General features: G+C 30.6%; 26 protein-coding genes. 7 read left to right on the top strand and 19 right to left on the bottom strand.

Going from position 1 to position 26,461, the window contains the following annotated elements; genetic code table 11:
* Positions 1 to 242: 242 nt before the first annotated feature.
* The 12 genes from L1S46_RS07010 to udp form a co-directional block, all read right to left on the bottom strand.
* On the bottom strand, positions 243 to 1,499 hold the full coding sequence (locus L1S46_RS07010; RefSeq protein WP_023974972.1) for an APC family permease: 1,257 nt from the start codon (positions 1,497 to 1,499) through the stop codon (positions 243 to 245).
* Positions 1,500 to 1,672: 173 nt separating this feature from the next.
* Complete coding sequence (locus L1S46_RS07005) at positions 1,673 to 3,382, bottom strand: methyl-accepting chemotaxis protein (protein ID WP_238899622.1); 1,710 nt, start codon at positions 3,380 to 3,382, stop codon at positions 1,673 to 1,675.
* 914 nt (positions 3,383 to 4,296) lie between these two features.
* Entirely contained in the window at positions 4,297 to 4,947 is a 651-nt protein-coding gene (deoC, locus tag L1S46_RS07000) for a deoxyribose-phosphate aldolase (RefSeq protein WP_238899621.1), read from the bottom strand.
* A 403-nt stretch (positions 4,948 to 5,350) separates the two neighbouring features.
* Complete coding sequence (locus tag L1S46_RS06995) at positions 5,351 to 6,235, bottom strand: ABC transporter permease (RefSeq protein WP_238899620.1); 885 nt, start codon at positions 6,233 to 6,235, stop codon at positions 5,351 to 5,353.
* Entirely contained in the window at positions 6,225 to 7,352 is a 1,128-nt protein-coding gene (locus L1S46_RS06990; protein WP_238899619.1) for an ABC transporter permease, read from the bottom strand. Before L1S46_RS06990 ends, L1S46_RS06995 begins: the two co-directional genes overlap by 11 nt.
* Positions 7,327 to 8,877, bottom strand: coding sequence for an ABC transporter ATP-binding protein (locus tag L1S46_RS06985; RefSeq protein ID WP_275298971.1), 1,551 nt, complete (start codon positions 8,875 to 8,877; stop codon positions 7,327 to 7,329). Before L1S46_RS06985 ends, L1S46_RS06990 begins: the two co-directional genes overlap by 26 nt.
* A gap of 110 nt (positions 8,878 to 8,987) precedes the next feature.
* Positions 8,988 to 10,040: a BMP family ABC transporter substrate-binding protein gene (locus L1S46_RS06980; RefSeq protein WP_238899618.1), complete on the bottom strand. Its 1,053-nt coding sequence runs from the start codon at positions 10,038 to 10,040 to the stop codon at positions 8,988 to 8,990.
* A gap of 23 nt (positions 10,041 to 10,063) precedes the next feature.
* Positions 10,064 to 10,777 (bottom strand): purine-nucleoside phosphorylase, encoded by a 714-nt coding sequence (gene deoD, locus L1S46_RS06975; RefSeq protein WP_026888887.1) that lies wholly within the window; start codon positions 10,775 to 10,777, stop codon positions 10,064 to 10,066.
* Positions 10,778 to 10,802: 25 nt separating this feature from the next.
* Complete coding sequence (locus L1S46_RS06970) at positions 10,803 to 11,486, bottom strand: YitT family protein (RefSeq protein WP_238899617.1); 684 nt, start codon at positions 11,484 to 11,486, stop codon at positions 10,803 to 10,805.
* A gap of 24 nt (positions 11,487 to 11,510) precedes the next feature.
* Positions 11,511 to 12,701, bottom strand: coding sequence for a phosphopentomutase (locus L1S46_RS06965; protein ID WP_077831718.1), 1,191 nt, complete (start codon positions 12,699 to 12,701; stop codon positions 11,511 to 11,513).
* 76 nt (positions 12,702 to 12,777) lie between these two features.
* Complete coding sequence (gene cdd, locus L1S46_RS06960; protein ID WP_012059315.1) at positions 12,778 to 13,179, bottom strand: cytidine deaminase; 402 nt, start codon at positions 13,177 to 13,179, stop codon at positions 12,778 to 12,780.
* 33 nt (positions 13,180 to 13,212) lie between these two features.
* On the bottom strand, positions 13,213 to 13,998 hold the full coding sequence (gene udp, locus L1S46_RS06955) for a uridine phosphorylase (RefSeq protein WP_012059316.1): 786 nt from the start codon (positions 13,996 to 13,998) through the stop codon (positions 13,213 to 13,215).
* A 384-nt stretch (positions 13,999 to 14,382) separates the two neighbouring features.
* Between udp and L1S46_RS06950 the strand changes: the two genes are divergently transcribed.
* Both L1S46_RS06950 and L1S46_RS06945 read left to right on the top strand, forming a co-directional pair.
* On the top strand, positions 14,383 to 15,123 hold the full coding sequence (locus L1S46_RS06950; protein ID WP_026888883.1) for a GntR family transcriptional regulator: 741 nt from the start codon (positions 14,383 to 14,385) through the stop codon (positions 15,121 to 15,123).
* An 842-nt stretch (positions 15,124 to 15,965) separates the two neighbouring features.
* A complete protein-coding gene (locus L1S46_RS06945) occupies positions 15,966 to 16,289 on the top strand; it encodes a hypothetical protein (RefSeq protein ID WP_012059318.1) in 324 nt (107 codons plus the stop codon).
* Positions 16,290 to 16,420: 131 nt separating this feature from the next.
* Here the strand turns inward: L1S46_RS06945 and L1S46_RS06940 are convergent, their stop codons facing one another.
* Positions 16,421 to 17,452: a putative sulfate exporter family transporter gene (locus L1S46_RS06940; RefSeq protein ID WP_238899616.1), complete on the bottom strand. Its 1,032-nt coding sequence runs from the start codon at positions 17,450 to 17,452 to the stop codon at positions 16,421 to 16,423.
* Between the two features lie 142 nt (positions 17,453 to 17,594).
* Here L1S46_RS06940 and L1S46_RS06935 point away from each other — a divergent pair, with 142 nt between their 5' ends.
* Entirely contained in the window at positions 17,595 to 18,482 is an 888-nt protein-coding gene (locus L1S46_RS06935) for a LysR substrate-binding domain-containing protein (protein ID WP_012059320.1), read from the top strand.
* Positions 18,483 to 18,912: 430 nt separating this feature from the next.
* Here L1S46_RS06935 and L1S46_RS06930 read toward each other — a convergent pair whose 3' ends face one another.
* Positions 18,913 to 19,932 (bottom strand): aldo/keto reductase, encoded by a 1,020-nt coding sequence (locus L1S46_RS06930; RefSeq protein WP_078116159.1) that lies wholly within the window; start codon positions 19,930 to 19,932, stop codon positions 18,913 to 18,915.
* A gap of 156 nt (positions 19,933 to 20,088) precedes the next feature.
* The gene (locus L1S46_RS06925; RefSeq protein ID WP_238899615.1) at positions 20,089 to 21,147 is read right to left on the bottom strand and encodes a galactose ABC transporter substrate-binding protein; all 1,059 of its coding nucleotides are present in this window, start codon (positions 21,145 to 21,147) and stop codon (positions 20,089 to 20,091) included.
* A 229-nt stretch (positions 21,148 to 21,376) separates the two neighbouring features.
* Between L1S46_RS06925 and L1S46_RS26305 the strand changes: the two genes are divergently transcribed.
* Positions 21,377 to 21,502, top strand: coding sequence for a hypothetical protein (locus L1S46_RS26305; protein ID WP_275298970.1), 126 nt, complete (start codon positions 21,377 to 21,379; stop codon positions 21,500 to 21,502).
* 55 nt (positions 21,503 to 21,557) lie between these two features.
* On the opposite strand, the gene L1S46_RS06920 is transcribed toward L1S46_RS26305, so the two are convergent.
* Together L1S46_RS06920 and L1S46_RS06915 are read right to left on the bottom strand one after the other, a co-directional pair.
* Complete coding sequence (locus tag L1S46_RS06920) at positions 21,558 to 22,067, bottom strand: GNAT family N-acetyltransferase (protein ID WP_238899614.1); 510 nt, start codon at positions 22,065 to 22,067, stop codon at positions 21,558 to 21,560.
* A gap of 144 nt (positions 22,068 to 22,211) precedes the next feature.
* Positions 22,212 to 22,547 (bottom strand): helix-turn-helix domain-containing protein, encoded by a 336-nt coding sequence (locus tag L1S46_RS06915; protein WP_012059324.1) that lies wholly within the window; start codon positions 22,545 to 22,547, stop codon positions 22,212 to 22,214.
* 224 nt (positions 22,548 to 22,771) lie between these two features.
* Here L1S46_RS06915 and L1S46_RS06910 point away from each other — a divergent pair, with 224 nt between their 5' ends.
* Together L1S46_RS06910 and L1S46_RS06905 are read left to right on the top strand one after the other, a co-directional pair.
* The gene (locus tag L1S46_RS06910) at positions 22,772 to 23,080 is read left to right on the top strand and encodes a cupin domain-containing protein (RefSeq protein ID WP_077307617.1); all 309 of its coding nucleotides are present in this window, start codon (positions 22,772 to 22,774) and stop codon (positions 23,078 to 23,080) included.
* A gap of 93 nt (positions 23,081 to 23,173) precedes the next feature.
* The gene (locus L1S46_RS06905) at positions 23,174 to 23,596 is read left to right on the top strand and encodes a membrane protein (protein WP_039773615.1); all 423 of its coding nucleotides are present in this window, start codon (positions 23,174 to 23,176) and stop codon (positions 23,594 to 23,596) included.
* A 155-nt stretch (positions 23,597 to 23,751) separates the two neighbouring features.
* Here the strand turns inward: L1S46_RS06905 and L1S46_RS06900 are convergent, their stop codons facing one another.
* Positions 23,752 to 24,378 carry a type 1 glutamine amidotransferase family protein gene (locus L1S46_RS06900; RefSeq protein WP_238899613.1) on the bottom strand — a complete coding sequence of 209 codons (627 nt, stop codon included), beginning with the start codon at positions 24,376 to 24,378 and terminating at the stop codon, positions 23,752 to 23,754.
* Positions 24,379 to 24,429: 51 nt separating this feature from the next.
* On the bottom strand, positions 24,430 to 24,648 hold the full coding sequence (locus L1S46_RS06895) for a hypothetical protein (protein WP_238899612.1): 219 nt from the start codon (positions 24,646 to 24,648) through the stop codon (positions 24,430 to 24,432).
* Between the two features lie 501 nt (positions 24,649 to 25,149).
* On the opposite strand from L1S46_RS06895, the gene L1S46_RS06890 reads away from it, so the two are divergent.
* Entirely contained in the window at positions 25,150 to 26,193 is a 1,044-nt protein-coding gene (locus L1S46_RS06890) for a galactose ABC transporter substrate-binding protein (protein WP_238899611.1), read from the top strand.
* The last annotated feature ends 268 nt before the right edge of the window (positions 26,194 to 26,461 follow it).

The following is a 26,461-nucleotide window of genomic DNA, read 5'->3' as shown; positions in this document are numbered from 1 at the left end:
ATAATTATTTTTTTCAAAATAATTATATTTATACTTTTTGATACCATAAATCAAATTTGAAATATCAAAATAATGTACATATAGATACAATTACAAGATATATTTATACTATGAAATATATCCAAACTAGAAATAAGAATTATGCTTTTGTAACCACAAGGGTCATAATATAAAATGTTTCATTAGAAACTGGAACAACAGCATAATCCTTATTTCGGTTAGCTGCATAATAAACAGCTAATTTAGCTTTCTTTTAAAAATCTTTTTTTTAATTTTTGCTGAAATTGTGGCATACTCATTAGACTCACTAGAACCAACAGTATCCATCCTAATAGTGATGAAAATAGTAGTAATATAACTAATGTTATAATCAACAATATTATTGATATTTTTAAAATTATACCATCTATACATTTGAGACTAGCAATAAGTCCAAGAAGTGCGTTACATATAAAGAAAGTATTTGCAATTCCTACTGTCCATTCTACAGTAATATAGTTGTAATGAATGAGGACAATAAGTATGCAATGAAATATAGTTAATACTAATAAAGCTCTTTTAGGAGATCTTTCTTCCTCTTTCTTTCTTAAAAAAGCAGGAAGCATACCATTTTCTGCTCTAGCAGCCATTTGTCTTGTAACAGCGCCTAATATCATGATCAATGTGGCATAACACAATCCAGCTGCTACAATTCCCATAACAATATAAGATAAGTTACCGAATAAAGGAATAAGAATCAAACTCACATTAATGTCTGTTTCTTTTGTAATAATTTGATTTCCTAAACTGTTCTGCAAAGCAAAAGTAGTCAATAAATATATAAAAATAACAGCTGATAAACTTATTTTCATAGCACGCATAAGCGTTTTCTCTGGATTCATAACCTCTTCAACGTAACTTCCAATTACTTCCCACCCTATAATTGCCCAAAACAATAACAAAAGCGTAGAGCCAAGAGTTGTAATTGGTGGCATACTACTAGGAAAAGTTACATTATCCTGCTTTAAAAGATTAAAAACACTGCCTATAATAAGAATAAGTCCAGTAAGTGAAGAAAGTATTAAAGTAACTTTTCCCATTGCAGTTATTCCCATTAGAAGTACGACTATATTAAGAAATAATAATATAAAAATTACAAGGGTCCTATAATTATTTGCTCCCGGAAACATATTACAAATAAATCCAGAAGCCGTATATAAAACAGCCACAGGTCCAAAGCAGACAGCTGCTGTCAAATAATTCGAAGATAATTCCCTAAAATTTTGTCCAAGCTTCTCACCTATTACCACATTCACCCCTTCATTACTCAAAGTTAGTATACTCATTTTTGTAAATATGTAAGCAAATATAATGCCCATAAGCATAGTTATTATCCATGCAATAATAGCTTTGTCTCCAATCATATGAATTGCTATAGTTGGTAAGAGTACAATACCTGAACCTAAAATTGGACCTATCATCAGTCCACTTATAGAAATAGTATTTAGTTTTTTATTCATTTTTCCCCTCCTTGATGTTGATTATCTTATTATAAGAGGGGTTAATCCATTTGTAAAATTGAAATTTTAAATGCAGCATATCAATAATTTTGATGATTAAAAATTTTCCATTTAACAAAACAATCCAAGTGATCTTAGTTATGCCTAAGATTCACTTGGATTGTTAAACCTATTTATATTTTAAAATTTAAAACCAATTCAGTTAATTTTTCTGCTGTTTCTGCTTGATCTTGAGCTACTCTAGCAACCTGTTCTATTGCTTTATTAGTTTCATCTATACCTACTTTAATTTCCTCCGAACTGTTTTTAGTATCTTTCATATTTTCAGCAATAGTTTGTACAACTTCAGAAATCTCTTCTGTAGATGCATTTAACTCCTGTGACATTGATGCAATATTTTGTGATAAATCACTAATATATGCAGCATCATTTTCATATTTATTTCCTGTCTCAATCAATAAATCATAATCTTTTTTAACATTCTCATTAACAAAATGTAGTACCTCCTTTGAATTACCTGATAGATTATTAAAGGCAGCCTGAACATTTGAAACTACATTTTGAATATTCTTAACATAATCTGCTGATTGCTCAGCAAGTATCCTTACTTCATTTGCAACCACTGCAAATCCTTTTCCTTGTTCTCCAGCCCTTGCAGCTTCAATATTTGCATTCAAGGCTAACAAATTTGTCTGTTCTGCTATTGATGCTATTGATTGTGCAATTATACCTATTTCACTAACTACTTTTCCTTGCTCTATTGCATTAAGTATATTATTTTGCTTTTCTTCATACAATTCATCTGTAGCTTTCATAGAGTTAATTCCAGTTTCCTTTACTTCAGTAGCTCTTTCCTTAATTTCGATAGACTGATGACTACTTTCAGTTGAATTCGAAGCCAGCTGAGTTATTCCAGAATTAACTTCCTCCATTGTTGAAGCTAACTCTTCTGTAATTGAATTTATGCCTTGTATATTTTCTACTATTCCAGATGTGTTCTTATCTATGCTTTCAAAATTGCTTGATAATTCTTCTAATGTAGCAGATAATTCTTCACTAGATGCTGTTACACCCTGAGCCTGAATCACAATATTTTCAATCACTGATTTAATTTTTTCTTTTGCATTATTTAATGCCCTAATTAATAATCCTAATTCATCATTGTTTTTACTTTCTATTGAATATGTTAAATCTCCGTTTCCTAAAGCTTCAGCAAATAATAAACCCTTTTTAATCATCATCGATATATATATTGATAATCCTGTCCCTATAGCAATCGCCAAAATAATCCCTACTATTAGAATTGCATGCATTATATGAGTTGTTGTACGATAGTTTTCTTTTGCACTGCTATAAGCTTCATCTGCTTGTTTTTGGTTTATTTCAACCAAGTTATCAAGATGTTTTGATATAATTTCTGTAGTTTGGTTAATTTCAGATAATTTAATTTTTGCTTCTGAATAATTCCCATTTTTAAGTAACTCAAAAAGATTGTCTTTTTCAGTTGCAAACTTATCTCCTAAAATAGAATTAAGATCATCAAACTCTTTCTTCTCATCAGTTGACATACTGATATTACCAAAAGCTTCAACTACAGCTGAATTTTTAGTTTTGATTTGATCAAGTTGTTGTAGCGCTGTTTGTACCTTAGAATTATCCTGTTCTAGAACTACATCATTAACAATTTTAATTTCAATTAAAAAATTCTCTTTAACCGAATGTATTTCATCAATACTTTTTAAATCATCAGAATATATTTGTTCTATACTGCTCTCAGTATTTGATAGACCAAACTTTCCGAAGAAACCAATTATACCAATTAGTATAACCATACTCATAAAGCCAATTAATAATTTTGTTTTTATGGATACATTCTTTATCATCAGTATACCATCTCCCTTTATAATAAAAAATTAAAGTTTATAATAATTTGCAGCTTATTTCAAACCCTTACTAAATTATATTTTATCAAAAATTGTTAAAATATAATAGCATTTCGACATAAATTTTTCTAGTTATGACAATTTTATATTTTTTTATTTATATATATTGCAATTCACAATGCACATTTCACAATTCACAATTATGGCTAAAATTCTTGTAATATTTTTAGAATTATGATGAAGAATTATTTTTACAACATATATATATTTTTTTTATTATCATACTACTAATTTAGATTATAAATATTTAGTTTTTAACCACATATACCTATACATTTCCTTTTTATACAAAGTGTGCATCATATAGCATCGTTATACAATGTTTTATTTTTTTCCAATTAAATCAAATAGGCTAGTTATTCATTTGCATAACTAACCTTAAAATTTTACTCATTTATAGAATTTATGTTAATCCTCTCTCCAAATTTTGTTAGCGTGTTTTTTTATTTTGAAGGAGTGAAAGCTTCTATAACAGCAGTTTCCTTATCTTCTGTTATTGCTCCTCCACATCTTTTTTAAATGCATATCTCTTGTTCGGTTCAATTATAGGAAATTATTGTTACAGTTCTGTCACAGAGATTTATCAATAATGTTACAGATTATATAAATAAATCTAAAAATTATAATCTATTCATTTTAACTCACATTAATCCTTATATAGTCTTATCTCACTACATTGGTTTAAAATAGTATAATTCTCTACAAAAAATTAAATTATTTTCCTTACTAAACCTTCTTTCATTTGCAGAGTAATATAAATAATAGAACCATGAATTACTTTTTGTCTCATGGTTCTATCCAGATATTTATCACAATTTATCATTTTATCTTTTCTTTAGCTTATAGCCTAAAAATTATTTGCTCTCATTAACAATGGCAATACTGTTACTTGATCCTATTCTGCTTGCTCCAGCATTTATCATCTCCATAGCAGCTTTAAAATCTCTAACTCCACCTGATGCCTTTACGCCTAAATCTGGTCCAACAGTTTTTCTCATTAAAGCAATATCTTCTTTAGTTGCTCCACCAGTAGAAAATCCTGTTGATGTCTTAACAAAATCCGCCTTAGTTTCTTTAGCTATCTCACAGACTTTAACTTTTTCTTCATCACTTAATAAACATGTTTCAATAATAACTTTAACTAAAGCTTTTCCTTGAGCTGCATTTACGACTGCTTCTATATCTTCTTTTACAAATTTATAATCCTTAGACTTTAGTGCCCCTACATTTATAACCATATCTATTTCGCTCGCACCATTTTCAATAGCTTGAGATGTTTCAAATGCTTTGGCTTCCTTTGTCATAGCTCCAAGTGGAAATCCTACTACAACACAAGTTTTTACTTCACTTCCTGCAAGTTCAGTACTTACTAATTTTGCATAACATCCATTTACGCAAACTGAAGCAAAATTGTATTCTTTAGCTTCTCTGCATAATTTTTTTACATCTTCTACTGTTGCTTCTGGTTTTAATATCGTATGATCTATATATTTAGCAATATTCATATTTCATTACTCCTTAAATTTATTTTATAACTATATATTTTACAATTTACAATTCACAATGCACATTTCGTAATTCACAATTACGAATGAAATTCTTGTAATGTTATTGGAATTATATCATGCAGTTTATTTTTTAGATTGATTAAATAACAAGTTGATACTGGTGACAAATTACAGGTGGTGACAAGTGATTCACTTATAACTTACTCAACGAACGTATGTGAGTCGAGTTTCCGCTAAAGGTTGTTCAATTAACGCTTGTTAAGTGAGAGTCCAAAATTTTATTTTGGGTTGTCGAACTTCCCTATGAAATTGGGAGCAAGCATTAGTGGTGCAACCTGCAATTTAGAACTTTCAGCGAAATTTTCGCAGTCCTGTGAAATAACAATGTTTCTTCTTTCTATTAACGAGTACCTTTTTCGTAAGGAACTCCATCAGCTTTTGGTGCAACTGATTTTCCAACAAAAAGAATCAATACTACAATTGTTAAAATGTATGGTAGCATTGCAAGTATTTGCGAAGGAATAGCAAAGGTTCCACCACCTAATACAACTGTTAATGCTTGAGCAAATCCAAATAATAAACAAGCCCCGTATGCGCCATGTGGAGTCCATTTACCAAAAATAACTGCTGCTAATGCAATAAAACCTTGACCGCTAATTGCTGTTGGAGTAAATTGTGCTATTATTGCAAGCGTCATAGATGCTCCACCAAACCCTGCTAGTATTCCAGAAATTAGAACACATACATAGCGAGTTCTAGTTACACTTATTCCAAGAGTATCTGCCGCTGCTGGATGCTCTCCTACAGCACGAATACGAAGTCCCCATTTAGTTTTATATAAAATGAACCAAATAACTACTGTAATTATAAGTGCTATAAAAACTGTAATATCTACTCCAAGTACTTTAGGCAATTTAGTAGCTACTGGTTTAGTCATAGTAGCTCCCTCAAATAATAACCTACATGTAAATAAAGAGAAACCTGCACCCAATAAATTTATAGCAATACCTGATATTGTCTGATCCGCATTGAATGTTATAGATGCAACTGCATGTAATAAAGCCATTATTCCCCCTGCAATTCCTGCAGCTAAAAATCCAAGCCATGCATTTCCAGAATAATATCCTACTGCCGCACCAGTAAATGCACCTATAGTCATCATACCTTCAATTCCGATATTTACAACTCCAGAACGTTCAGAAACAACTCCACCTAATGCTCCAAATATTAACGGTGCTGAATACATTAGTGTAATACCTATTAATAGTGCAATACTATTTAACATTCTTCTCACCTCTCTTTAAAAGTCTGTCAGCTAAAGCAGGTACAATCTTAGTTAATGCTACGAAAAATACAATAGTACCTATCATTATATTTATTATTTCCGATGGTGCACCTATTGCAGATTGTACAGATTGGCCTCCATATAGTAATCCACCATATAACAATCCTCCAAAGATACAACCAATAGGTGAACTTCCTGCAATTAATGCAACTGATAATCCGTTAAATCCATTATTTTCAAAAGCAGCCATAGTAGATAACTTATGAGGTGCTGTGCCTGTAATAGCTAGTGCTCCAGCAAGACCTGATAATGCACCTGCAATTACCATTGATTGAATTATATTACGATTAACATTTATTCCAGCAAATTCTGCTGCATCTTTATTTAATCCAACTGCACGTAATTCATAACCTTTTGCTGATTTATATAATAAAATCGATATAACTACAGCCATTATAATAGCAACAATAATTCCAATATTAACATCTGTTTTTAGCAAAACTTCTGATAACCATTTGTGATGAGAAAGAAATTCCATTCCAGCATCAGAAGTCTTCCAATTGCCAAGTATAGTAGTAAATCCAGATTCATTAATCATATAAGTGCTTGTTGAATCTGGTTGGTGAAATACATCTGTTGATACAACGAAATTAGATAAATATAATGCAATCCAATTCAGCATTATACTGGTTATAACTTCATGTATTCCGAATTTCGCCTTAAGAACTCCTACAATACCACCAAACACTGCTCCAGCAGCTACACCAGCTAAAATTACTAAAGGAATTTCCAATACTGCTGGCAAATTTAATTTGATTCCAACTATAGTTGATGCAATTGTACCTACTATATATTGACCTTCCGCTCCAATATTAAATAATCCTGTTTTAAAAGCAAATGCAACACTTAAACCAGTTAAAATAATAGGAGTGGCCTTAATAATTGTATTAGATATATATTTAGGTTTTGAAAAAATCCCTCCAAAAAGTGCACTAAAAGCATCTATAGGATTATAACCAGCAACACCTAGTACTATTGATGCAACAATAAATCCACAGAATATTGCAATGAATGTTGAAGTAACTGGTTTTTTAAGAATTTTTACTACTATCTTCACTATGTTTACCTCCCGCCATTAGCAAGCCTATTGTATTTTCATCAACTTCACCTTGTTTAAAAGTACCTACAATACTTCCTTCCGAAATTACAGCTATAGTATCTGAAACATTCATAACTTCATCAAGTTCTAATGAAATTAAAAGAACAGCTTTTCCTTTATCTCTTTCTCTTATTAATGTTTTATGAACATATTCAATTGCTCCTACATCAAGTCCACGAGTTGGCTGCACTGCAATTAATAAGTCTGGATCATTATATACTTCTCTTGCAATTATAACTTTTTGCTGATTTCCCCCTGATAGCCCTCTGATAGGTGCTGATTCACAGTTATCAGGTCTTATATCATACTGATTTATAAGCTCCTTAGTATGAGCCATAATTTTATCTTTAACCAATAATCCATTCTTACAATATGGTTCACTTTTATATTTTTCTATTACCATATTTTCAGCAACACTAAAATCTAGTACAAGCCCACGTTTTTGCCTGTCTTCATGTATTGTTGAAACTTTATTTTTGATAACGTTTTCCACTGTAGTATTCTGTATCTCTACTCCATTTATTTTAATGGTACCTTTTTCGGATTTAGCAAGACAAGTTATAGCTTCAATTAATTCTTTTTGTCCATTGCCGTCAATTCCTGCAATACCAACGATTTCACCTTTACGTACTTTAAGTGATAAATCTTTAACTGCATCTAACTTTCTTTCATCTTTTACAGTTAAATTATCTATTTCAAAAACAACCTCATCTGGTTTTGCAGTTTCTTTGTCAACGATTAACTTGACTGCATGACCTACCATCATTGTTGCAAGATCTTCTCTTGTTACTTCCTTAACATTTACCGTATCTATATATTTTCCTCTACGTATTATTGTACAAACATCAGAAGACTCCTTTATTTCTTTTAATTTGTGTGTAATTATAATTATTGTTTTTCCATCAGCAATAAGGTTATGCATGATGCCTATTAAATCTTGAATTTCTTGTGGAGTAAGAACCGCTGTCGGCTCGTCCAATATTAATAAATCAGCTCCACGATATAAAGCTTTTAATATCTCAATACGCTGCTGCATACCTACTGAAATATCTTCAATTTTTGCATCTGGATCTACATCTAATCCATACTTTTTAACAATGTTTAATATTTCTTCTCGGGCTTTTTTCATGTCTAATATTCCACATTTTTTTGTAATTTCACTACCTAACACTATATTTTGTGTTACTGTAAAATTTTCAACTAACATAAAGTGTTGATGAACCATTCCTATTCCATTTTCAATAGCTATATTAGGATTTTTAATATTTATCTTTTCACCATTAAGATATATTTCACCTTGATCAGCTTGATACAATCCATAAAGGATATTCATAAGTGTACTTTTGCCTGCACCATTTTCTCCTAGTAGTGCATGAATTGTACCTTTTTTAATATCAAGGTTGATATTATCTAAAGCACAGAACGAGCCAAACGTTTTTGTAATCCCACGCATTTGTACTGCATATTGTTTGCTAATTTCCATACCTAATCCTCCTCTATTATATAAGGCTTTGCCGGCAAACCGTTAAGTTACCAGCAAAGCCTACCTCCACTACTGTCTTAATAGTTATTATCTACTTTAAGTTTAAATTATTATTTTTTTAAAAAGTCATTGTAAGTTTGTTCATTGTAAGGTGGAACTATTGTACCAGCTTTAATCTTGTCTTGAACTTCCATAGTTGCTTTATATACTGCTGGATCCATATTTTTGTTTTCAGTCGGAATTCCTACAGCATTTTCTTTTAATCCATAAGTATAAGTTTTACCACCAATTTTGTTTCCACTCATAGCTTCTTTGGAAACATTTTCAACCGCAACACTTGCAAGTTTTAATGCTGATGTTAATACATTATCAGGAGCTAAATATGCTTGATCACGGTCAACACCTATTGCAAATTTATTTGCTTCTTTAGCTGCTTCAATTACACCTACACCAACTCCACCTGCTGCATGGAATACGATATCGCATCCAGAAGAGAACATCTTGTTTGCAATTGCTTTACCCTTTGATGCGTCAGAGAAACTTTCAGCATATTGAACATCTACAGTAATATCTTTACCTAATTCTTTTGCTGCATATTGAACACCAGCTTGGTATCCATATTGGAATTGATCTATAATTCCACTTTTTATACCACCAACAAACCCAACTTTACCTGTTTTTGTTGTTTTAGCAGCTGCATAACCTACCATAAATGAAGGTTCTTGTGCATTAAACATAACGCCTGTAACATTAGCTGGAGTATCATCTCCATATGAATTATCAACTATAGCATAACTAACATCTGGATTTGCTTTTGCTGCCTTTGTTATTGCATCTGACATTGCAAAACCAATACCCCAAACTACTTTATTACCAGCATCAACAGCTTTATCTAGATTTGTAGCATAATCTGATTCTTGCTTAGATTCAAGATAGCTTGCTTTACCTCCAGCATTATTCTTTTCAAAATTTTGCAATCCTTCCCATGAAGATTGATTGAAAGATTGGTCATTTACACCACCTGTATCGGTTACCATTGCAACTTTAAATTCCTTATTACCACCTGTAGTTCCTTTATCAGTTGTCTTGTTTCCACTTGATCCGCAACCAGCCATAGTTCCCATAATCATTGTTGTCATTAATAATGCAATTACTTTTTTCATGATACTTCCTCCTATAAACTTTATTATTTTGCTATTTCAAGAGCAATTTTCATCATTTCTGTAAAACTTAATTGTCTATCTTCTGCTGAAAGTGATTCTCCTGTTAATACTGAATCTGAAATTGTAAGTAAACATAGCGCATTCTTTCCTGCTTCTGCAGCATTCATATAAAGTGCAGCTGCTTCCATTTCTATAGCTAAAATCCCCATGCTCTTCCACTTTTCTGTTGCTGTTTTATCAGCACTATAGAAAGTGTCAGAAGATAATATGTTTCCTACAACAACATTTATATTGTTTTCTTTTGCTGCTTCAACTGCACTGCTAACTAAATCAAAACTTGCAATAGGCGCAAAAGTTCCTGGCAGACTATATTGGTGTGCGTAATTAGAATTAGTAGATGCACCTAAACCGATTACAACATCACGTAAGTGCAATTTCTCAGATATACTTCCTGCTGTTCCAATTCTAATAATATTATCTACACCATAGAAATTAAATAATTCATAGCTATAAATACCTATAGATGGCATTCCCATGCCGCCTCCCATAACTGAGACACGTTTTCCTTTATAAGTTCCAGTATATCCAAGCATATTTCTTACTGTATTAAATTGAGTAACATCTTCAAGAAAATTTTCTGCAATAAATTTAGCTCTTAAAGGGTCTCCTGGCATTAATACTGTTTTTGCTATTTCTCCTAGCTTTGCCCCATTATGGGGAGTTGGTACATTTGTCATATTTCTGTCCTCCAAAATCTTGTTTTTAATATTGTAAAATGTTCTTTTTACCTATTTTAATCTTCATTAGAACTGACTTTTTAAATAGCTCTGATGCAAATTGTATACAAGGCCCTCCTATTAGGGCTGCAATAACTGTTACAGCCCCTGCTTTTCCTCCTAGTATAAAACCAATTATAAGCGATGTAACATCACAAATTACTTTTGCTGTTCTATATTGAGATTTCATTTTGTCTTTTAATATCATAGCTAAACTTGTAAAAGGATCTAATCCAATATTTATTGCTATAAAGATTCCTAATCCTGTAAACAGCATTAAGGATCCACATACAGAACTTAATATTCTCCACTCTAAAACATTAGGCAAATTCATATATTCATAAAACTTTGAACCTATCCCAACAAAGGTTCCCATTGGAATAGTATATATAAATGTTCCTATATTTATATACTTTCTGTTAATTAATAACGATAATATTATTATTGCGTAATTTACCACATTTGTTGTCATTCCAAGTTCGCTTTGTGGAAGACCACTTGCACTGCGAACTCCATCATATAGAATTGCAACTGCATCATTTCCAAGCATTGCAGCTGAATTAAATGCAATTCCAAATCCAACAAGGGAAACTCCAACTAACGCTATTAAAATATTTATAAGAAGAACTTTAAGTGATTTTTCCTTTAGCGTATTAACTGTACTCATCATTAGTTAAATATCCTTCCTGTAATACTATACTAACTTGCTTAGTACTGATTCACCAATTGTATTCTCAGGCATCTTTACTCCAAAGTTTTCTGCTATTGTAGCACCAATTGCTGCAAAACTATCGCTTGTTTCCATTAATCCACTTTCAGTCATAGATGGAGAATAAGCTAAGAAAGGAACATGTTCACGTGTATGATCTGATCCTTTATAAGTTGGATCATTACCATGGTCTGCTGTAATTATTAATAAATCATCTTCTTTTAATTTATCTAATACTTTTCCTAAATTAACATCAAACTTTTCTAATTCTTCAGCATAACCAACTGGATTTCTTCTGTGTCCCCATAAAGCATCAAAGTCTACTAAGTTAACAAAGCACGATCCTTTAAATTCTTTATCCATTATTTCTAAAGTTTGTTCCATTCCATGAACAGAACTTTTTGATTTATTTGATTCTGTTATACCTTCACCATCAAATATATCATTTATTTTTCCAACAGATATTGAAGCAAATCCATTATCTTTTAATACATTTAATGCAGTAGCTCCATATGGTTTTAGAGCATAATCATGTCTATTACTTGTACGTTTGAATTCACCTTTTTTCATTCCTAAATATGGTCTTGCAATAACTCTTCCAACTTTCCATTCATCTTTAAGAGTTAATTCTCTTGCAATTTCACAGCAACGATAAAGTTCATCTAAACCAAAAGTTTCTTCATGACCACATATTTGTAAAACAGAATCAGCTGAAGTATAAACGATCATATCTCCTGTTTTTATTTGATGTTCGCCAAGTTCATCTAATATTTCTGTTCCACTAGCACTTTTATTTCCAACTATTTTATGACCTGTTCTCTTTTCAAGTTCATCTAATAACTCTTGTGGAAAACCTGTATCAGTAAATGTTTGGAATGGTGTTTCTATTTTTAACCCCATCATTTCCCAGTGACCAGTCATTGTATCTTTTCCAACACTTGCTTCCCTCATCTTCATAAAATGAGCTAAAGGCTTTTCAACTGCTTCAACATGTTTGATTGGATGTAAATTAGCTAACCCTAACTTTTGTAAGTTTGGAATCTTAAATTCATCTACCGACTCTGATATATGCTTAAGTGTGTCTACACCAACATCACCATACTCTTTTGAATCACTCATTTCTCCAATTCCAAGTGAATCTATTACTATTGTGAAAATTCTATTATATTTCTTCATAACTCCATCCTTTCAAAACTAATATAAGTTTATATTTCATTTTATATTTAATACTTATTCCCAAATTAAAATTTTATTATTTTAGATCTTCCTCTGTAAAGGACATTGGTAATAATTCTTCGATATCAGTAATTTTTTCAGTCTTTTTATTAGATAAAACTATTGGAGTATGTTTTTCTAATAATTCAACTAAAACTTGCCTGCATGCACCACAAGGAGTTGCTAGCGTATTTCCATCACTTACAATAGCAATTGCTTTTACATCCTCTTTACGATACCCATTTGAATATGCTTGAAAGATTGCATTTCTTTCTGCACAATTTGTTAAACCATAAGATGCATTTTCAATGTTTGCTCCTATAAAGTATTTATTATCTTTAGTAACAACACAAGAACCAACCTTATAATTTGAATAAGGAGAATATGCATTTTCCATAGCTTTAAAAGCTCTTTCTAAAATATCTTCATACTCTTTCATTTCATATTCCTTTCCAAGAGATCAAACACTTTCTTACTTAGTTTCTCTCTCTTTGTCAGCTTTTATTAATTTTCTAATTCCTTCAATTGCAACTTCTATAGCTGTTTCTGTATCATGCACTTGTAGGTTTTCAAGTCCTGCCTTTTCACGTTCTTGATTTGCAACAACTAGAAATACTGAACCTACTCTTACTTTTAAATAGCTTCCTACTACAAATAAGGCTGCTGATTCCATTTCAGAAGCAAGGCATCCACATTTCATCCATGCATCCCACTTGTTTAAAAGATCATAACTTACTGGTTTAGTTTCTGGCGAATGTTGACCATAAAATGAATCTTTACATTGAACTACCCCAACATGATAATTTTTATTTAAATCTTTAGACGCTTGCACGAGCAGGCTTGCAACATCGAAGTTTGCAATAGCTGGAAATTCAATTGGCGCATATTCTTTACTAGTACCTTCTGCTCTAATTGCACCAGTAGCAATAACTACATCTCCACCTTTAACATTTATGTCCATTCCACCACATGTACCAACTCTTACGAAAGTATCTGCTCCGCAATTTACTAGTTCTTCTAATGCTATAGCAGCTGATGGTCCACCAATTCCTGTTGAAGTAACACTTACTTTTACACCATCTAAAAATCCAGTGTAAGTAACATACTCTCTATTATCAGCAATTAATTTTGGATCATCAAAGTATGCAGCAATCTTTTTACATCTCTTTGGATCCCCTGGTAATATTACGTATTTACCTACATCTCCTTCTCTCACATCTATATGATATTGTTTCCCAGAACCTTGTGAATAATTCATTATAATACCTCCATTTATTTCACGATTCGCTTTCAGAATACGGTTTCAACATTACGTTAAAAAATGTTGGACATCCTTAATACTTGTCTATTAAGTTGTATTATTGTTTGTACTCAAAGAATAGCATGTCTGTTATTTCATGTCAAGCATTTTATTCATGGTAAATTCCGAAAATTCATTCAATTTTAAAACTATGCTAAAAGGCTGTTAGTACAAGCTTTTAGAAGGACAGGCTGTGCACAAAATAACTCTAATAATTTAATTGCCAATATTGTTTAATTGACGTTATAATTAAGTATAAAACAAATATTTCAGTTGAAAATTTGTAATTCAATATGTATACTTGTCTAGACAGGGTTATATCTGTAGAAAGGTGATATTTTTATGAATGATGAATTTGATATAGTTGAAAAGCCAAAAGAATTAAGATACGTAAGTGTATATAATCAACTTTTTAAAATGATAAATGAAGGTACTTTTCCCGAAGGAAGTAGATTACCCTCTGAACCTGAACTATCTAAATTAATTGGTGTTAGTAGAACTACGCTAAGACAGGCACTTGCACTACTACAAGATGATGGATTAGTAAATAATATAAGAGGCAAGGGAAATTTTATAGTAAAATCTAAGCCTAAAAAAGATCTTGGTTTAGAAACAATGGGACACCCCGTATACAAGTGCATAAATGATGTCATTGATGAAGTTAAAATTCAATTAAGAATAGAGCCATCTACTGACTATTTTAATCAAATTCTTGTAAAGAAAACTGCTGCTGTAGTATTAATAGATAGATGGTATAAATCTGAAGGTCAAGCTATAGCTTATACGTTTACTTTATTGCCAATTGAAACTATTTCAAAATTTAATCTTGATTTAAACAATGAGGATATGATTTTAGAATTTCTAGAAAAGGATATTTACGAAATATCTAGTGATATATTAGTTGAAATAAAGTATTCAACTTCTGGAAACTTTGCTGCTAAAACGTATCCAATTTCGCCAGAAAATCAATTTCATCTTATACAGGAAACTCTTTATAAAGATTCAGAATTTCCTATTGCTTCAAATAAGCATTATTTACCGATAAAAACAAGTTCGATTAAGTTTCATCCTAAAAAGCAATAGGTTAATTATAGATACTCAGCTTTAAATTCGGACTTATGCGACAACCCACCGAAAGCAGAAACATTGTTATTTCGCAGGACTATGAAAATTTCGCTGAAAGTGCTAAATTGCAGGTTGCACCAACTAATGCTTGCTCCCAATTTCATTGTGACAAGCATTAGTTGAACAACCTACAATTAAGTACTTTGGCTAGCTCATTTTCAATGCCTGCTGCATAAAAATGTTTCTGCTTTCTTATATGGTATTTTGACGCAAAGTATAAATCAAATCCTTAAGTTGTTTATCTATATTATGAATAGTATCATTTTCAATAAGAACAAAATTAATATAATTCTTGTTATTTAGTTGCTTGTATTGGAAATCATTCAGTATGTATGTCGAAATAATGAATTCACCTTAAAATTCTAGTAAATTGAGTACTTAGCAAAGATTAAATCGTGCGGGCTTAATTGCAATATAATAATTATAAAATAGTATTTGTTTTGTAATTATTGTATGTTAATCTCTCAGGCCATATGATTTAGGAATTAAAATAAGAATGATTTATTAAAATTAATAAATCATTCTAAGTTTGTCGTGAAATTTATTTAATAAGGAGAAATAATATTTCAACTACACTACACTATATTATATATTATAGAATAAGCGCTTAAATCGTGTTAAAAATCAAAAAATTTATTTTGAGCATATTAATGTTCTACATAGGGATTTAAAAAATAGAGACCCCTTGTATACATAGTATGTGTTATATTTTGCAAGTTATGTTATAATAAGTGTTATTAAAAACTGTAATCTAATGAACAATAGTTAATTATTCTGTATTTATAGGATGGAGAATATATATGGGAATACAAGTATTAATAGCATGTATTGCAACTATTGCAGTTGTTATATTTCAAGTAGTTTTTACGATGTGGGAATCTAATCCTTATAAAAAGATTTATTATAAACTTCTTTTAGAATTGAGTAAAGCTCCTAATGATCCTGAATTGAAAGAAAGAACTATGGAAGCAGGAAATCAATATTATAGTAGAATAAAATCTTACTCAATCGGAAGTTTTAGAGGTGCTGTAGCTTCTGCAAGGGTAAAGACGTTAATAGGTCCAATAGATGAAAAGATATTATTTGAAGATATGACTAGAATAGTTGAGATAGATAGGAATTAATATGAAACATTAATTTATGAATTAGCCAAAAAACTAATAAACAATGTTGTTATATTAAGTATCACAGGTGGGCAATCCCACCTATAATTTTTATAACGCTACATTTCAACACTATATTAAAGCATAGCATTTTACAAAAATACTGTGATAAGTGAGATTGCTGAAACTATTTGGATTAAGGCAATTGCTATAGCATAAAGTGAAGCTTTCTTTCCTATTCTTATAAGTTGTCTAAAATTCACCCTCATCCCTATTCCAGCAAGAGCAATTACTTCAAAGTTACTACTTATTAATTTAAATATATTAGAAATATTCATTGGAAAAACTCCAGCAGTAAACGCTAAGCACATAAGGAAAAAGGCCAACACATACCAAGGTACTTTTATTTTTGAATTTAATTTTCCGCTTTCTACTCTACCAGATTTATTTTTCATTTTTCCTAATATTAATACAACAACAACTAGAAATATTATTCTTACTATTTTAAATATTGTAGATAAATCCTTAACTTGTTCATTTACTAGACTTGCACTACCAACAACTTGTCCTACAGATTGAAGTATTCCTCCTATTAAAGCGGAGGTTTTTATTGTTTCTAATGAAAATATCACTTTAGCTATAAATGGAAGAACAAGCATCAATACTGTTCCTGTAACATTTACTATAGTTATTGCTATGCCTTTTTCACTATCCCCCGCTCCTATTACTGGTGCAGTAGCTGCTATGGCTGAAGATCCACAAACTGCATTTCCACTTGCCATTAAAAAACTAAAATTCTCTGAAAATTTAAGCTTTTTCCCAATTAAAATTACAAGTGCTATAGTAATACTCATTTGAAATACTATAAATGATATTCCTGAAAAACCTAATTTTAATATAGTTTGAATTCCCAATGTTCCGCCTAACAGAACTATAGAATATGACAATAGTTCACTTTCCGCGAATTTTGATCCCTTTTGATATATTTTTCTATTACAAAATGTATTTCCTGCTGCCATCCCAATGAATATTGCTAGAGATGCCGCCCCTATGCTAGGTACATAATTACTTAAATACTTTGCGATAAATGCGATTATTGTACATATTATAACTCCTGGTAAAACTTCTAAAACCTTATCCATTCCTCTTGATAATTTCCTATCTTTAATTATATTTAAACTCATTCATATCACCTTCTAAAATATTTATCTGAATATGAAGTACTTCTTTTTCTATTTTTAGTATATTAGGTGTATAATCATAAGTAAAATATATATATTCTATAATAATGATTAAGAATATTAATGATTAAGAAAGGATGATCTTATGCTTGATGAATTAAAAACTTTTATAGCAGTTGTTGAATATAAAAACTTCACTAAAGCTGCTGAATCCATTAATCTATCCCAACCTAGTGTAAGTTTACATATTAAGCACCTTGAGGAGTATTTTAATACAACTTTAATTCAACGTTCAATAAAGCAGAAAAATATAAATATAACTCAATCTGGTTTTTTACTTTATGAGCGTTCAAAACAAATGATTAAGCTACTAAATGATACTAAAAATGATCTATTAGGTTATGGAAATGTTGTAAAAGGTCAGCTGCATATAGGGGCTAGTTTTACTATAGGAGAATACTTACTACCAGCCTTTTTAGGAAAATTTGCAAAGGCCTATCCTGAGTTAGAATTAGAAGTGACAATTGAAAACACACATAACATATGCGAAAAAGTTAAGAATTTTCAAGTTGACATTGCTCTAGTTGAAGGCACTGTTCCTCCTTCCCACTTTACGATTGAAAAATTTTATACTGACAAAATGGAAGTTGCTGTTCCTTACAATCACTACTTAGTTAATAACTATTTTTCAGCTGAGGATCTGCAAAATCAGACTTGGATTAGTAGAGAGATAGGATCTGGTACTAGGCAATATTTGAATCTCTTCTTATCAAATAATAATATTAACGCTAAAAATATCATTGTTTTTGGAAGTAATTATTCTGTAAAAGAAGCTGTAAAAAACAATTTAGGAATAACCTTTATTTCTTCACTTGTAATTGAGAATTCTTTAAAAAACAATGAAATTTCCACTTTAAAAACCAAACAAACTTACACTCGTCCATTTTCATATGTAATGCAAAAAGGTATAATCCCCTCAAAAGGAACATTGGCCTTTATAGATATGCTAAAAAGCTATGTAGAAAATCTATAAAAATAGAAAAATAAAGAACAATAATTTGAGATTTATGTGATAATCTACCGAAATCATAAATATTTTGATTCCGAAAAGCTATGAAAATATATTTATGATTTCTAGTTAAGATATGAGCTTAACGTTCTAGTAAGTTTAGGAAGGAGCTGTAACCGAGAAAAAAGAAAACGCCAAACTACAGAGGGAAAATTAATGGGATACTCTCTTTCCCCCCACAATTTGGTGATTACTGGTTAAGCTTTACGCGTATGATTTGATATCTATATAGATAAGCCAATTATAAGTTAGATTTATACTATGAAATATATCCCAACTAGAAATGGGTAATATATTTTTGTGAAATTACCCAGAAACTGGAACAAAAGTATATTATTCATTTCGGCGAGTTATATGCATAAGTTCAGGTCTTAGTTGGGTTATCTATAATTGCTTAACCTATGTTTTTTAGAAATGTTTTATAATCCTCATAGTTTCTTTTTAAAAGATTTGGAGTATCAAGACCATAAGGGCAATGAGCCTTACAGTTACCACACTCTATACAATCTTCAATCTTTTTCATCTTAGCTTGGCCTTCCTCTGAAAGATGCCCTTCAGTTGGAGATCTACGAAGAAGTAAGGACATTCTTGCACAATTATTAATTTCTATTCCTGCTGGACATGGCATGCAATATCCGCAACCACGACAAAACTCACCTACAAGCTCTTTTCTCTCATTTTCAATAAATTCTTTAATTTCCTCTGTCATTGCAGGGGGATTGTCTATATATGATATAAATTCATCTAATTCATTTTCTCTTTGAACTCCCCAGATAGGTAAAGTATTATCAAATTGAGAAAGGTATGCGTAAGCTGCATCACTTCTTGTTATAAGCCCACCTGATAATGCCTTCATGCAGATATAGCCAACATTCTTCTCTTTACATAAATTTACTAGATCCTCATCCTTTTTATCAGCAAGATAGCTAAATGGGAACTGTAATGTATCATAAAGACCTGATTCAACAGCTTCTATAGCTACTGGTAATCTATGATTTGTAATTCCTATGAAACGAATCTTTCCTTGTTTTTTTGCTTCTAGCATAGCCTCATATAGACCTGTCCCATCATTAGGTTTAGGACAGAAACTTGGATTATGGAACTGATAAATATCTATATAATCTGTTTTAAGCATAGCAAGACTCTTTTCTAAATCATTCCAAAAACCTTCAACAGTAGTTGATGGTGTTTTCGTTGCAATAATTATTTTATCTCTAACATCACTTAAAGCAAGACCAATTTTGTACTCGCTGTCAGTGTAACTTCTTGCTGAGTCAAAAAAATTAATCCCATTATCGTAAGCTTTCCTCAACAATTTTACTGCTTCTTCGTTAGAGACACGCTGAACAGGGAGAGCACCAAATCCATTTCTATTTACTACTATCCCAGTTCTTCCTAGCGTAACATTTACCATATTATCATCGCCTTTCTCGCAATTCCATAAATATATTGGTTATATTAACATATTATATCACCTAAAGTTAACTTCAAGTCAAGAATAAAACCTAAGTAAATATCTAAGTTAAAATAATGTATACCTATTTCAATTTCACCTTTAGTAAATTAATTATTATTGAAACATTGGTCCGGTATATGGTTCATATGGAAGTAAAACTGCCACTCCTGTTTCATCTGATTTATAGGATACCCCTTCAAGAGGATTTCTATCTTTAACTAAATTCATTCCTACGGTATATATTGTATTAGTCATATCAGCTGTTTCTTGTGATGCAGTACCCAACATAAAGCCTTTTGAAACTAGTTCTTTAGCTTCAGATACTCCATCTAGACCAACAACTATGATCGACTGAGATTTATTTCCAGTATTGTAGCCATATTTTTGCAACGCTTGAACAGCACCAATTGCCATAGAGTCATCATTTGAAATTATCGCTTCTATTTTGTTACCAAATCTCAAAAACAATGCATCAACGGCATCTTTAGCAGACGCTGTATCCCAATTCAAAATAGGAGATGCAAGTTGTTCGGTTTTTATAAAAGCTTCGTTAATAGTTGAAACAGAGTATGCTGACCTATCAATGGAAGTTTTATTAAGTTTTTCACCAACTAGTAATACGTATTGTAATGTGTCATCTTTATTTTTATCAATTAATTCTTTATGCTTGTTCCAAGCATCAACAATCATTTTCCCTTGCAAAGTGCCGCCTTGTGCTGAATCTGTTCCTACATAAAAAGCTTTTTTATATGATTTAATTGCCTCCATTGAAAATGGTACTCTATTAAAAACTACTACTGGGATGTTAAATTGTGAAATTCTGTTAATCATTTCTCGTATTTCAAGTAGATTAACCATATCTAGTAATATAAGATCAATACCCTTGTGAAGTGCATTTTCAATATCTGTGTTTTGCGTTGATTGATTAAAATTGGCATTATAAAAAGAGAATGAAACTTCTCCTGGATTATTCTTTTGGATATCTTCAAAATTTTTGCGAAGGAGTACAATGTAATCATCATTAAGATCTCTTGTAAATAAGCCTACTCTAACAGGAGAGCCTTGACGATAGTTTGTGCTGGCATTCGTAGTCATATATGAGTTATTTCCAAGCATTATAACCAATATAATTGCAAGTAAAGCTATACTTAATATTCTCTTAAATGCTTCCATTTAAATCCTCCTTGCCATTTATTATATAATTTTATTATGTCTTTATAAAAAAAAGTTTATGCTAAATCAATATTTTATTTTTAAAACAAAACAGTTGCTACATAAAATTTAAACATTGTATCCATAATCTAAACAGAATACATATTTTCTTGCTTCATATGCTAATAGTGAAATCTGAAAGCTGCCATTAGATTACACTCGTTTTTTGTTTACCTAGAAAAATATTTTAATGTTGATTTGTAGCGCAAGAGTTGGTGGTAATAGTTATCTATTATCTGAAGCATTTATTAAAGAAGCAATACAATCAGGTCATGAAGTAGTCAAATATGAAGTTGGAAAGAAAAAAATAATTTGATATTTACACCTGCTAATTATTTTTTCAGGTCATGCAATGGGTTACTATAGCTAAACTACATTTGCTTATAATAAAAAACAGTTTCGTGTAAATTACCATTATCAGATCTTGCATATTTAGGTATTCGCCCTACCTCGATGTAGCCAATAGACCTATATAACAAGTTTGAAGGATCACCTGCTCTTGTATCTAATGTGATAAGACTTCGCTGTTCAGCCTTTGCTTTTTTCTCTGCATTCTCCATTAAGTACTTGCCTAATCCTTCTCTCCTGGAATCAGAATGTACCATAAGTTTTGCAATTTCTGCACGATGTGTTCCATTTTGTTTTTGACATAAATGTAATTGCACAGTACCAAGTATCCTTCCCCTTACCTTTGCAATCCAAAGTACAACTCCTGTCGTCAATGCTTCTCTCCAATATTTTTTTGCATCTTCTAAACTTAATGGTGGTAAAAAACCAACTGATGCCCCCCCTTCAACTACATTTATCAATAGAAGTGAGAGCTCCTGCAAAAGATCATCTGAAATTTGTGTTATTTCCGTAATTTCAAAATTTTTATTCATAATCAATCTCCCTTTTAGTTTTTTAACTATTATAATATACCCATATTATATAGATATAAAGTAAAACTTACCATATCATTGTTATATGGTAAGTTTGTAGAATTGTCCTTCCATCTTATCTTACAAAAATGTATATACTCTAATTTAATCTTCATAAAGGTGTTTATTAGTATTTATATAATTTTCTCCCCAGATGTTCATAGAATCCAAAACTGGCTTTAAGCTCTTCCCTAGTTCTGAAAGTGAGTATTCAACCCTAGGTGGTACTTCAGGATATACCTTTCTAATAATTAATCCATCAGCTTCCATTTGTCGAAGCTGCTGTGTTAACATTTTTTGACTTATCCCATTAATTCCATTCTCAAGTTGGTTAAATCTTTGTGTTCCATCATCATGTAAATTTCTTAAAATAAGAACTTTCCACTTGTGTCCAATAAGTTTAACAGTCTCTTCAATTGGACATAACTTACCACATGTCATCAGCATTCACTCCTATCATATATAAATTGATACTTACTATTTAGTTCGTACCATACAAAATAGTGCCTTCTTGTAAAAAGTTAATAGTGATTATATTATAATACCATAAGTCAACAAAGCATGGGAGGAAATCTATTATGAAAAAATCAAATGTGTCTTTACCATAAAATAGAATTTTAATAATTAGCTTAAATAAATATTATAAACTAAGGAGACGTATAACTATGAAAATTTTGAACATTAACGATATTACAGAAAAAATCAAAAGGAAAGCACTGTTTACAGAGGGCACAATGGACTCAGGTATTTTATTCTACGAACCTGGTGAAACAATGACTCCTCACAAACATTCAGATTTAGATGAAATATTCTATGTAATTAGCGGCAAAGGAATAATAACTATAAATGGCAAAGATTTTTCAATTAAAGAGAATGATGTAATGTTATCTCCACATGAAGAAAGCCATGGTTTCACAAATAATGGAGATGAAAAATTGGTAATCTTACAAATAAAAAACACCATTATTAAGTAATTGTACTATCTATAATCATTAGAATAAAAGATTTAGAAGCTTTTATTCTAATGATTACTATTTCAAAACATATAAGAAAGGATGTATTATTATATGTACTATATATCTATGATAATCACAGTTTTAGCAACTGTAATATATAATATCAGTCAAAAATCTATCAATCAATCAACAAATCCATTTATATCAATGATAGTCACATATATTACCGCAATAATATTCTCTATATTAGCATTAATTATCTTACCCATAGACCGCAATATTATAAGCTCTCTAAAACAATTAAATTGGGCAAGTTATGTATTAGGGATATCTGCATTAGGCCTGGAAATAGGATACTTATATATCTATAGAAGTGGCTGGAATATAGCCGTTGCTCCTCTTTTTGTAAGTATAATTTCAACAATAATATTAATTGTAGTTGGTATTTTCGTTTATAAAACCAAACTATCCCCTATGAATGCTCTAGGAATATGTTTAAGTATAGTTGGATTAATTCTAATGAATAAAAAGTAAAAGACAGTCCTGAAATATCAAATGAATTAATAAATTAATGGATAATTTCCACTTAAAAAAAGTACTTATTTTATGACAATAAGTACTTTTTCTTAACTCTATATTCCCAATTGTTGCAGTGAAAAGTAGCTATCTTACCCACTTTAAGCAACCTTTTATTGAATTGAGTTCATAAGCTCAAAGAAATATTTTGACTCTTGGGTTTTATACAGATTGTACCAATAATCTAGTGTTTGCGGAGAGAATACATCTAGAATTTTCAATGTATGCAAAGCGAATTCAAGAGGAGCTATTCCAGAAGCAGTAATCAAACTTCCATCAGTTACTACACATTCCTGCTTATAATACACTTCTCCATCATAGTTTGGACAGACCATTTTAAGATACCCTAGGTCATTGCTTGTATGATCTCGTTTATCTAGTACTCCACCCATAGCAAGTCCTATTGTAGCACCACAAATTGCCCCTACAACAATACCTTTCTCTAAATATTTTTCAGCCATTCTTATAATTGGAGCATGAATTGCTTCTGTCCACGTATTCCCACCAGGTAGAATCAAAGCAGCAGTATCATGAGTACTACACTCCTCAAGTTCAATTTCTGGCAATATTGTAAGACCTCCCATTGTAGTAATAGGGGCCTTGGTAATTCCTACAGTCACTACTTTTAGCGGCATTAATCCCTTTTTGTAGTACCTTCCCGAATTGATTTCAGCGATTAAATAACCTATTTCCCAGTCTGCCATTGTATCAAATACATAAAGATATACTGTATCCTTCATTTTCTATTCCTCCACATTCATTTTATCTGATATCTATGAACTATCAAAAAGTTAATTCATTATAAATCTTCTTATTGAATTAAATATTTTTAACTTAAGTTCATCATCTTTCTTAGCTTCATCAAATACTGCACCTAAATCATTCTTATCATATAGCTCACTATAATTTAATTTTAAGTATTTCTCTACTGAATTTATTAAATTTATATCTAATTCTTTGTCTTTTATTACCATAATTATCATTCCTTTTATCACAATATTTATTAGCAAAAAATGAACTTCATTATATTTTAAATAGTATCCACTTACACCCTTCTATATCATACTTAAGCTCAAATATTTTTTCCATTTCTTAAATAAAATCTACTAACTATACAAACATACGTTCTCTTTAATATATTATATTGAAACTGCGTTCTTTTGTAAAGAAAATTTTCCCTTTACTTTTCCCATATAATTATCTATTTTCTTTAAATTCCTATGTTTTTAGCCATAAAATATATCATTGCATAATGCAAATTGTCGAAATGAAATGATCGCAATTAGTATAAAAAATCAACAGCCATAATAACTCCTAATTTATAAATTTAATTATCTTTTTTATTAGTTTTCTTAAGGAATGTTATTTATTTTTAATGCCATACTAAATATGAAAGATGCCTTTGAAATGAAAAATATAATTTAATTCCATTTAAGGCTGATTTCAGAATTGTAAGCGTTGGTGATGGTGATGTATACCATTAAACCGAGTACCCTAGATGGAGGATTATAATGTGGATATTAAAGAAAGTATTAGCTATGCTACTGTTAATAAATATTACAGTAAAGTTCACTGAAATTAGCACGTTTTATAGTCTAAATTTAAATAATAAAAATACAACCAATATTGCTGTGTTATTATATACGTTTGATCCATTTATGTCATCACTTAAACAAAGCTTAGAAACCATTCAAAAGGACAATTCTGATAAAATCAAATTTACTTTTTTTGATGGAAAAAACAATATAGCGCTCCAAAATGAGACAATAGATTCCATTTCTAAAAATGATTTCGATTTAATTTTGGCAAACTTAGCTGATACAAGTGAAAACTTCGTTGAAGATATTATTTTTAATGTTAGATCAAAAAATCTTCCAATAGTTTTTTTAGATATAGATCCGAAAGTAGTGTCTAAAGTTTCTAAATATTATGATAAAGCTGCTTTTATACTGGCAAATTCTGATTTAGCTGGGACTGTTCAAGGCAAAATTCTCGTTAATCTATGGAATTCTAATAAGAGTTCACTAGATAAAAATAATGATAATACTTTACAATATGTTCTATTGCATGGTCAAGCTAAAGATCCAGTCACAATCGACAGAACAAAATATGCTATTTCAACAATTAGTAATTCAGGGATAAACACAGAACAATTAGCATTGGTAAATGCTAATTGGCTTAAGAGCTTATCTAAAGATTCTATCGAATCCTTATTTCTTAGATATGATGGTAGGATTGAGGCAATAATTTCAAATAATGATGCTATGGCAATAGGGGCAGTTGAGGCACTTCAAAAATATGGCTATAATAAGGGCGAAAAATCAAAAAATATAGCTATCGTTGGAATTGATGGAATTCCAGAAGCAAAATCTCTAATTGATAAAGGCTTTATGGCTGGTACTGTTATTCAAGACCCTAAAGTTTTAGCAGAAGTATTCTATAATGTTGGAATGAATTTGGTTAACAATTTAAGCCCCACAGAAAATACTAACTATAATGTTGTTGATGGAGAAATCATAGTTCCTTTTCCTTATGAGGAGTATATAAAAAAATAAAGGGCACAGAATTTGTATAAAGACGGATTATATTATCATACTGCTAATCTACCTCACAACATAATTTTTAATGCTTAAGAATTCTTCATAATTTCTATTCTATCTTCTCTATTAGTATTTTTTAACCTATTTTTATCTATAGGTTAATTTAAGTTATCGATAAAAGAGTGCTTATTCTGTTTAGTGTTATTCAACCATTTAACTTATTTATTCTATTTAAAAGTGCTTTATTTATTCATATATAATCATTCTTCTTTAATATGAACAT

Source organism: Clostridium sp. YIM B02500 (genome assembly GCF_022324665.1).
Classification (GTDB): Bacteria; Bacillota; Clostridia; order Clostridiales; family Clostridiaceae; genus Clostridium; species Clostridium beijerinckii.
This window is presented reverse-complemented; position numbering and strand designations above follow the sequence as displayed.

What these genes read in the sequence shown, in the direction of transcription:
- L1S46_RS07010 (WP_023974972.1), bottom strand. Translation starts at nt 1,499, where the DNA reads ATGAATAAAAAACTAAATACTATTTCTATAAGTGGACTGATGATAGGT.
- L1S46_RS07005 (WP_238899622.1), bottom strand. Translation starts at nt 3,382, where the DNA reads ATGATAAAGAATGTATCCATAAAAACAAAATTATTAATTGGCTTTATG.
- deoC (WP_238899621.1), bottom strand. Translation starts at nt 4,947, where the DNA reads ATGAATATTGCTAAATATATAGATCATACGATATTAAAACCAGAAGCA.
- L1S46_RS06995 (WP_238899620.1), bottom strand. Translation starts at nt 6,235, where the DNA reads ATGTTAAATAGTATTGCACTATTAATAGGTATTACACTAATGTATTCA.
- L1S46_RS06985 (WP_275298971.1), bottom strand. Translation starts at nt 8,877, where the DNA reads ATGGAAATTAGCAAACAATATGCAGTACAAATGCGTGGGATTACAAAA.
- L1S46_RS06980 (WP_238899618.1), bottom strand. Translation starts at nt 10,040, where the DNA reads ATGAAAAAAGTAATTGCATTATTAATGACAACAATGATTATGGGAACT.
- deoD (WP_026888887.1), bottom strand. Translation starts at nt 10,777, where the DNA reads ATGACAAATGTACCAACTCCCCATAATGGGGCAAAGCTAGGAGAAATA.
- L1S46_RS06970 (WP_238899617.1), bottom strand. Translation starts at nt 11,486, where the DNA reads ATGATGAGTACAGTTAATACGCTAAAGGAAAAATCACTTAAAGTTCTT.
- L1S46_RS06965 (WP_077831718.1), bottom strand. Translation starts at nt 12,701, where the DNA reads ATGAAGAAATATAATAGAATTTTCACAATAGTAATAGATTCACTTGGA.
- cdd (WP_012059315.1), bottom strand. Translation starts at nt 13,179, where the DNA reads ATGAAAGAGTATGAAGATATTTTAGAAAGAGCTTTTAAAGCTATGGAA.
- udp (WP_012059316.1), bottom strand. Translation starts at nt 13,998, where the DNA reads ATGAATTATTCACAAGGTTCTGGGAAACAATATCATATAGATGTGAGA.
- L1S46_RS06950 (WP_026888883.1), top strand. Translation starts at nt 14,383, where the DNA reads ATGAATGATGAATTTGATATAGTTGAAAAGCCAAAAGAATTAAGATAC.
- L1S46_RS06945 (WP_012059318.1), top strand. Translation starts at nt 15,966, where the DNA reads ATGGGAATACAAGTATTAATAGCATGTATTGCAACTATTGCAGTTGTT.
- L1S46_RS06940 (WP_238899616.1), bottom strand. Translation starts at nt 17,452, where the DNA reads ATGAGTTTAAATATAATTAAAGATAGGAAATTATCAAGAGGAATGGAT.
- L1S46_RS06935 (WP_012059320.1), top strand. Translation starts at nt 17,595, where the DNA reads ATGCTTGATGAATTAAAAACTTTTATAGCAGTTGTTGAATATAAAAAC.
- L1S46_RS06930 (WP_078116159.1), bottom strand. Translation starts at nt 19,932, where the DNA reads ATGGTAAATGTTACGCTAGGAAGAACTGGGATAGTAGTAAATAGAAAT.
- L1S46_RS06925 (WP_238899615.1), bottom strand. Translation starts at nt 21,147, where the DNA reads ATGGAAGCATTTAAGAGAATATTAAGTATAGCTTTACTTGCAATTATA.
- L1S46_RS26305 (WP_275298970.1), top strand. Translation starts at nt 21,377, where the DNA reads ATGTTGATTTGTAGCGCAAGAGTTGGTGGTAATAGTTATCTATTATCT.
- L1S46_RS06920 (WP_238899614.1), bottom strand. Translation starts at nt 22,067, where the DNA reads ATGAATAAAAATTTTGAAATTACGGAAATAACACAAATTTCAGATGAT.
- L1S46_RS06915 (WP_012059324.1), bottom strand. Translation starts at nt 22,547, where the DNA reads ATGACATGTGGTAAGTTATGTCCAATTGAAGAGACTGTTAAACTTATT.
- L1S46_RS06910 (WP_077307617.1), top strand. Translation starts at nt 22,772, where the DNA reads ATGAAAATTTTGAACATTAACGATATTACAGAAAAAATCAAAAGGAAA.
- L1S46_RS06905 (WP_039773615.1), top strand. Translation starts at nt 23,174, where the DNA reads ATGTACTATATATCTATGATAATCACAGTTTTAGCAACTGTAATATAT.
- L1S46_RS06900 (WP_238899613.1), bottom strand. Translation starts at nt 24,378, where the DNA reads ATGAAGGATACAGTATATCTTTATGTATTTGATACAATGGCAGACTGG.
- L1S46_RS06890 (WP_238899611.1), top strand. Translation starts at nt 25,150, where the DNA reads ATGTGGATATTAAAGAAAGTATTAGCTATGCTACTGTTAATAAATATT.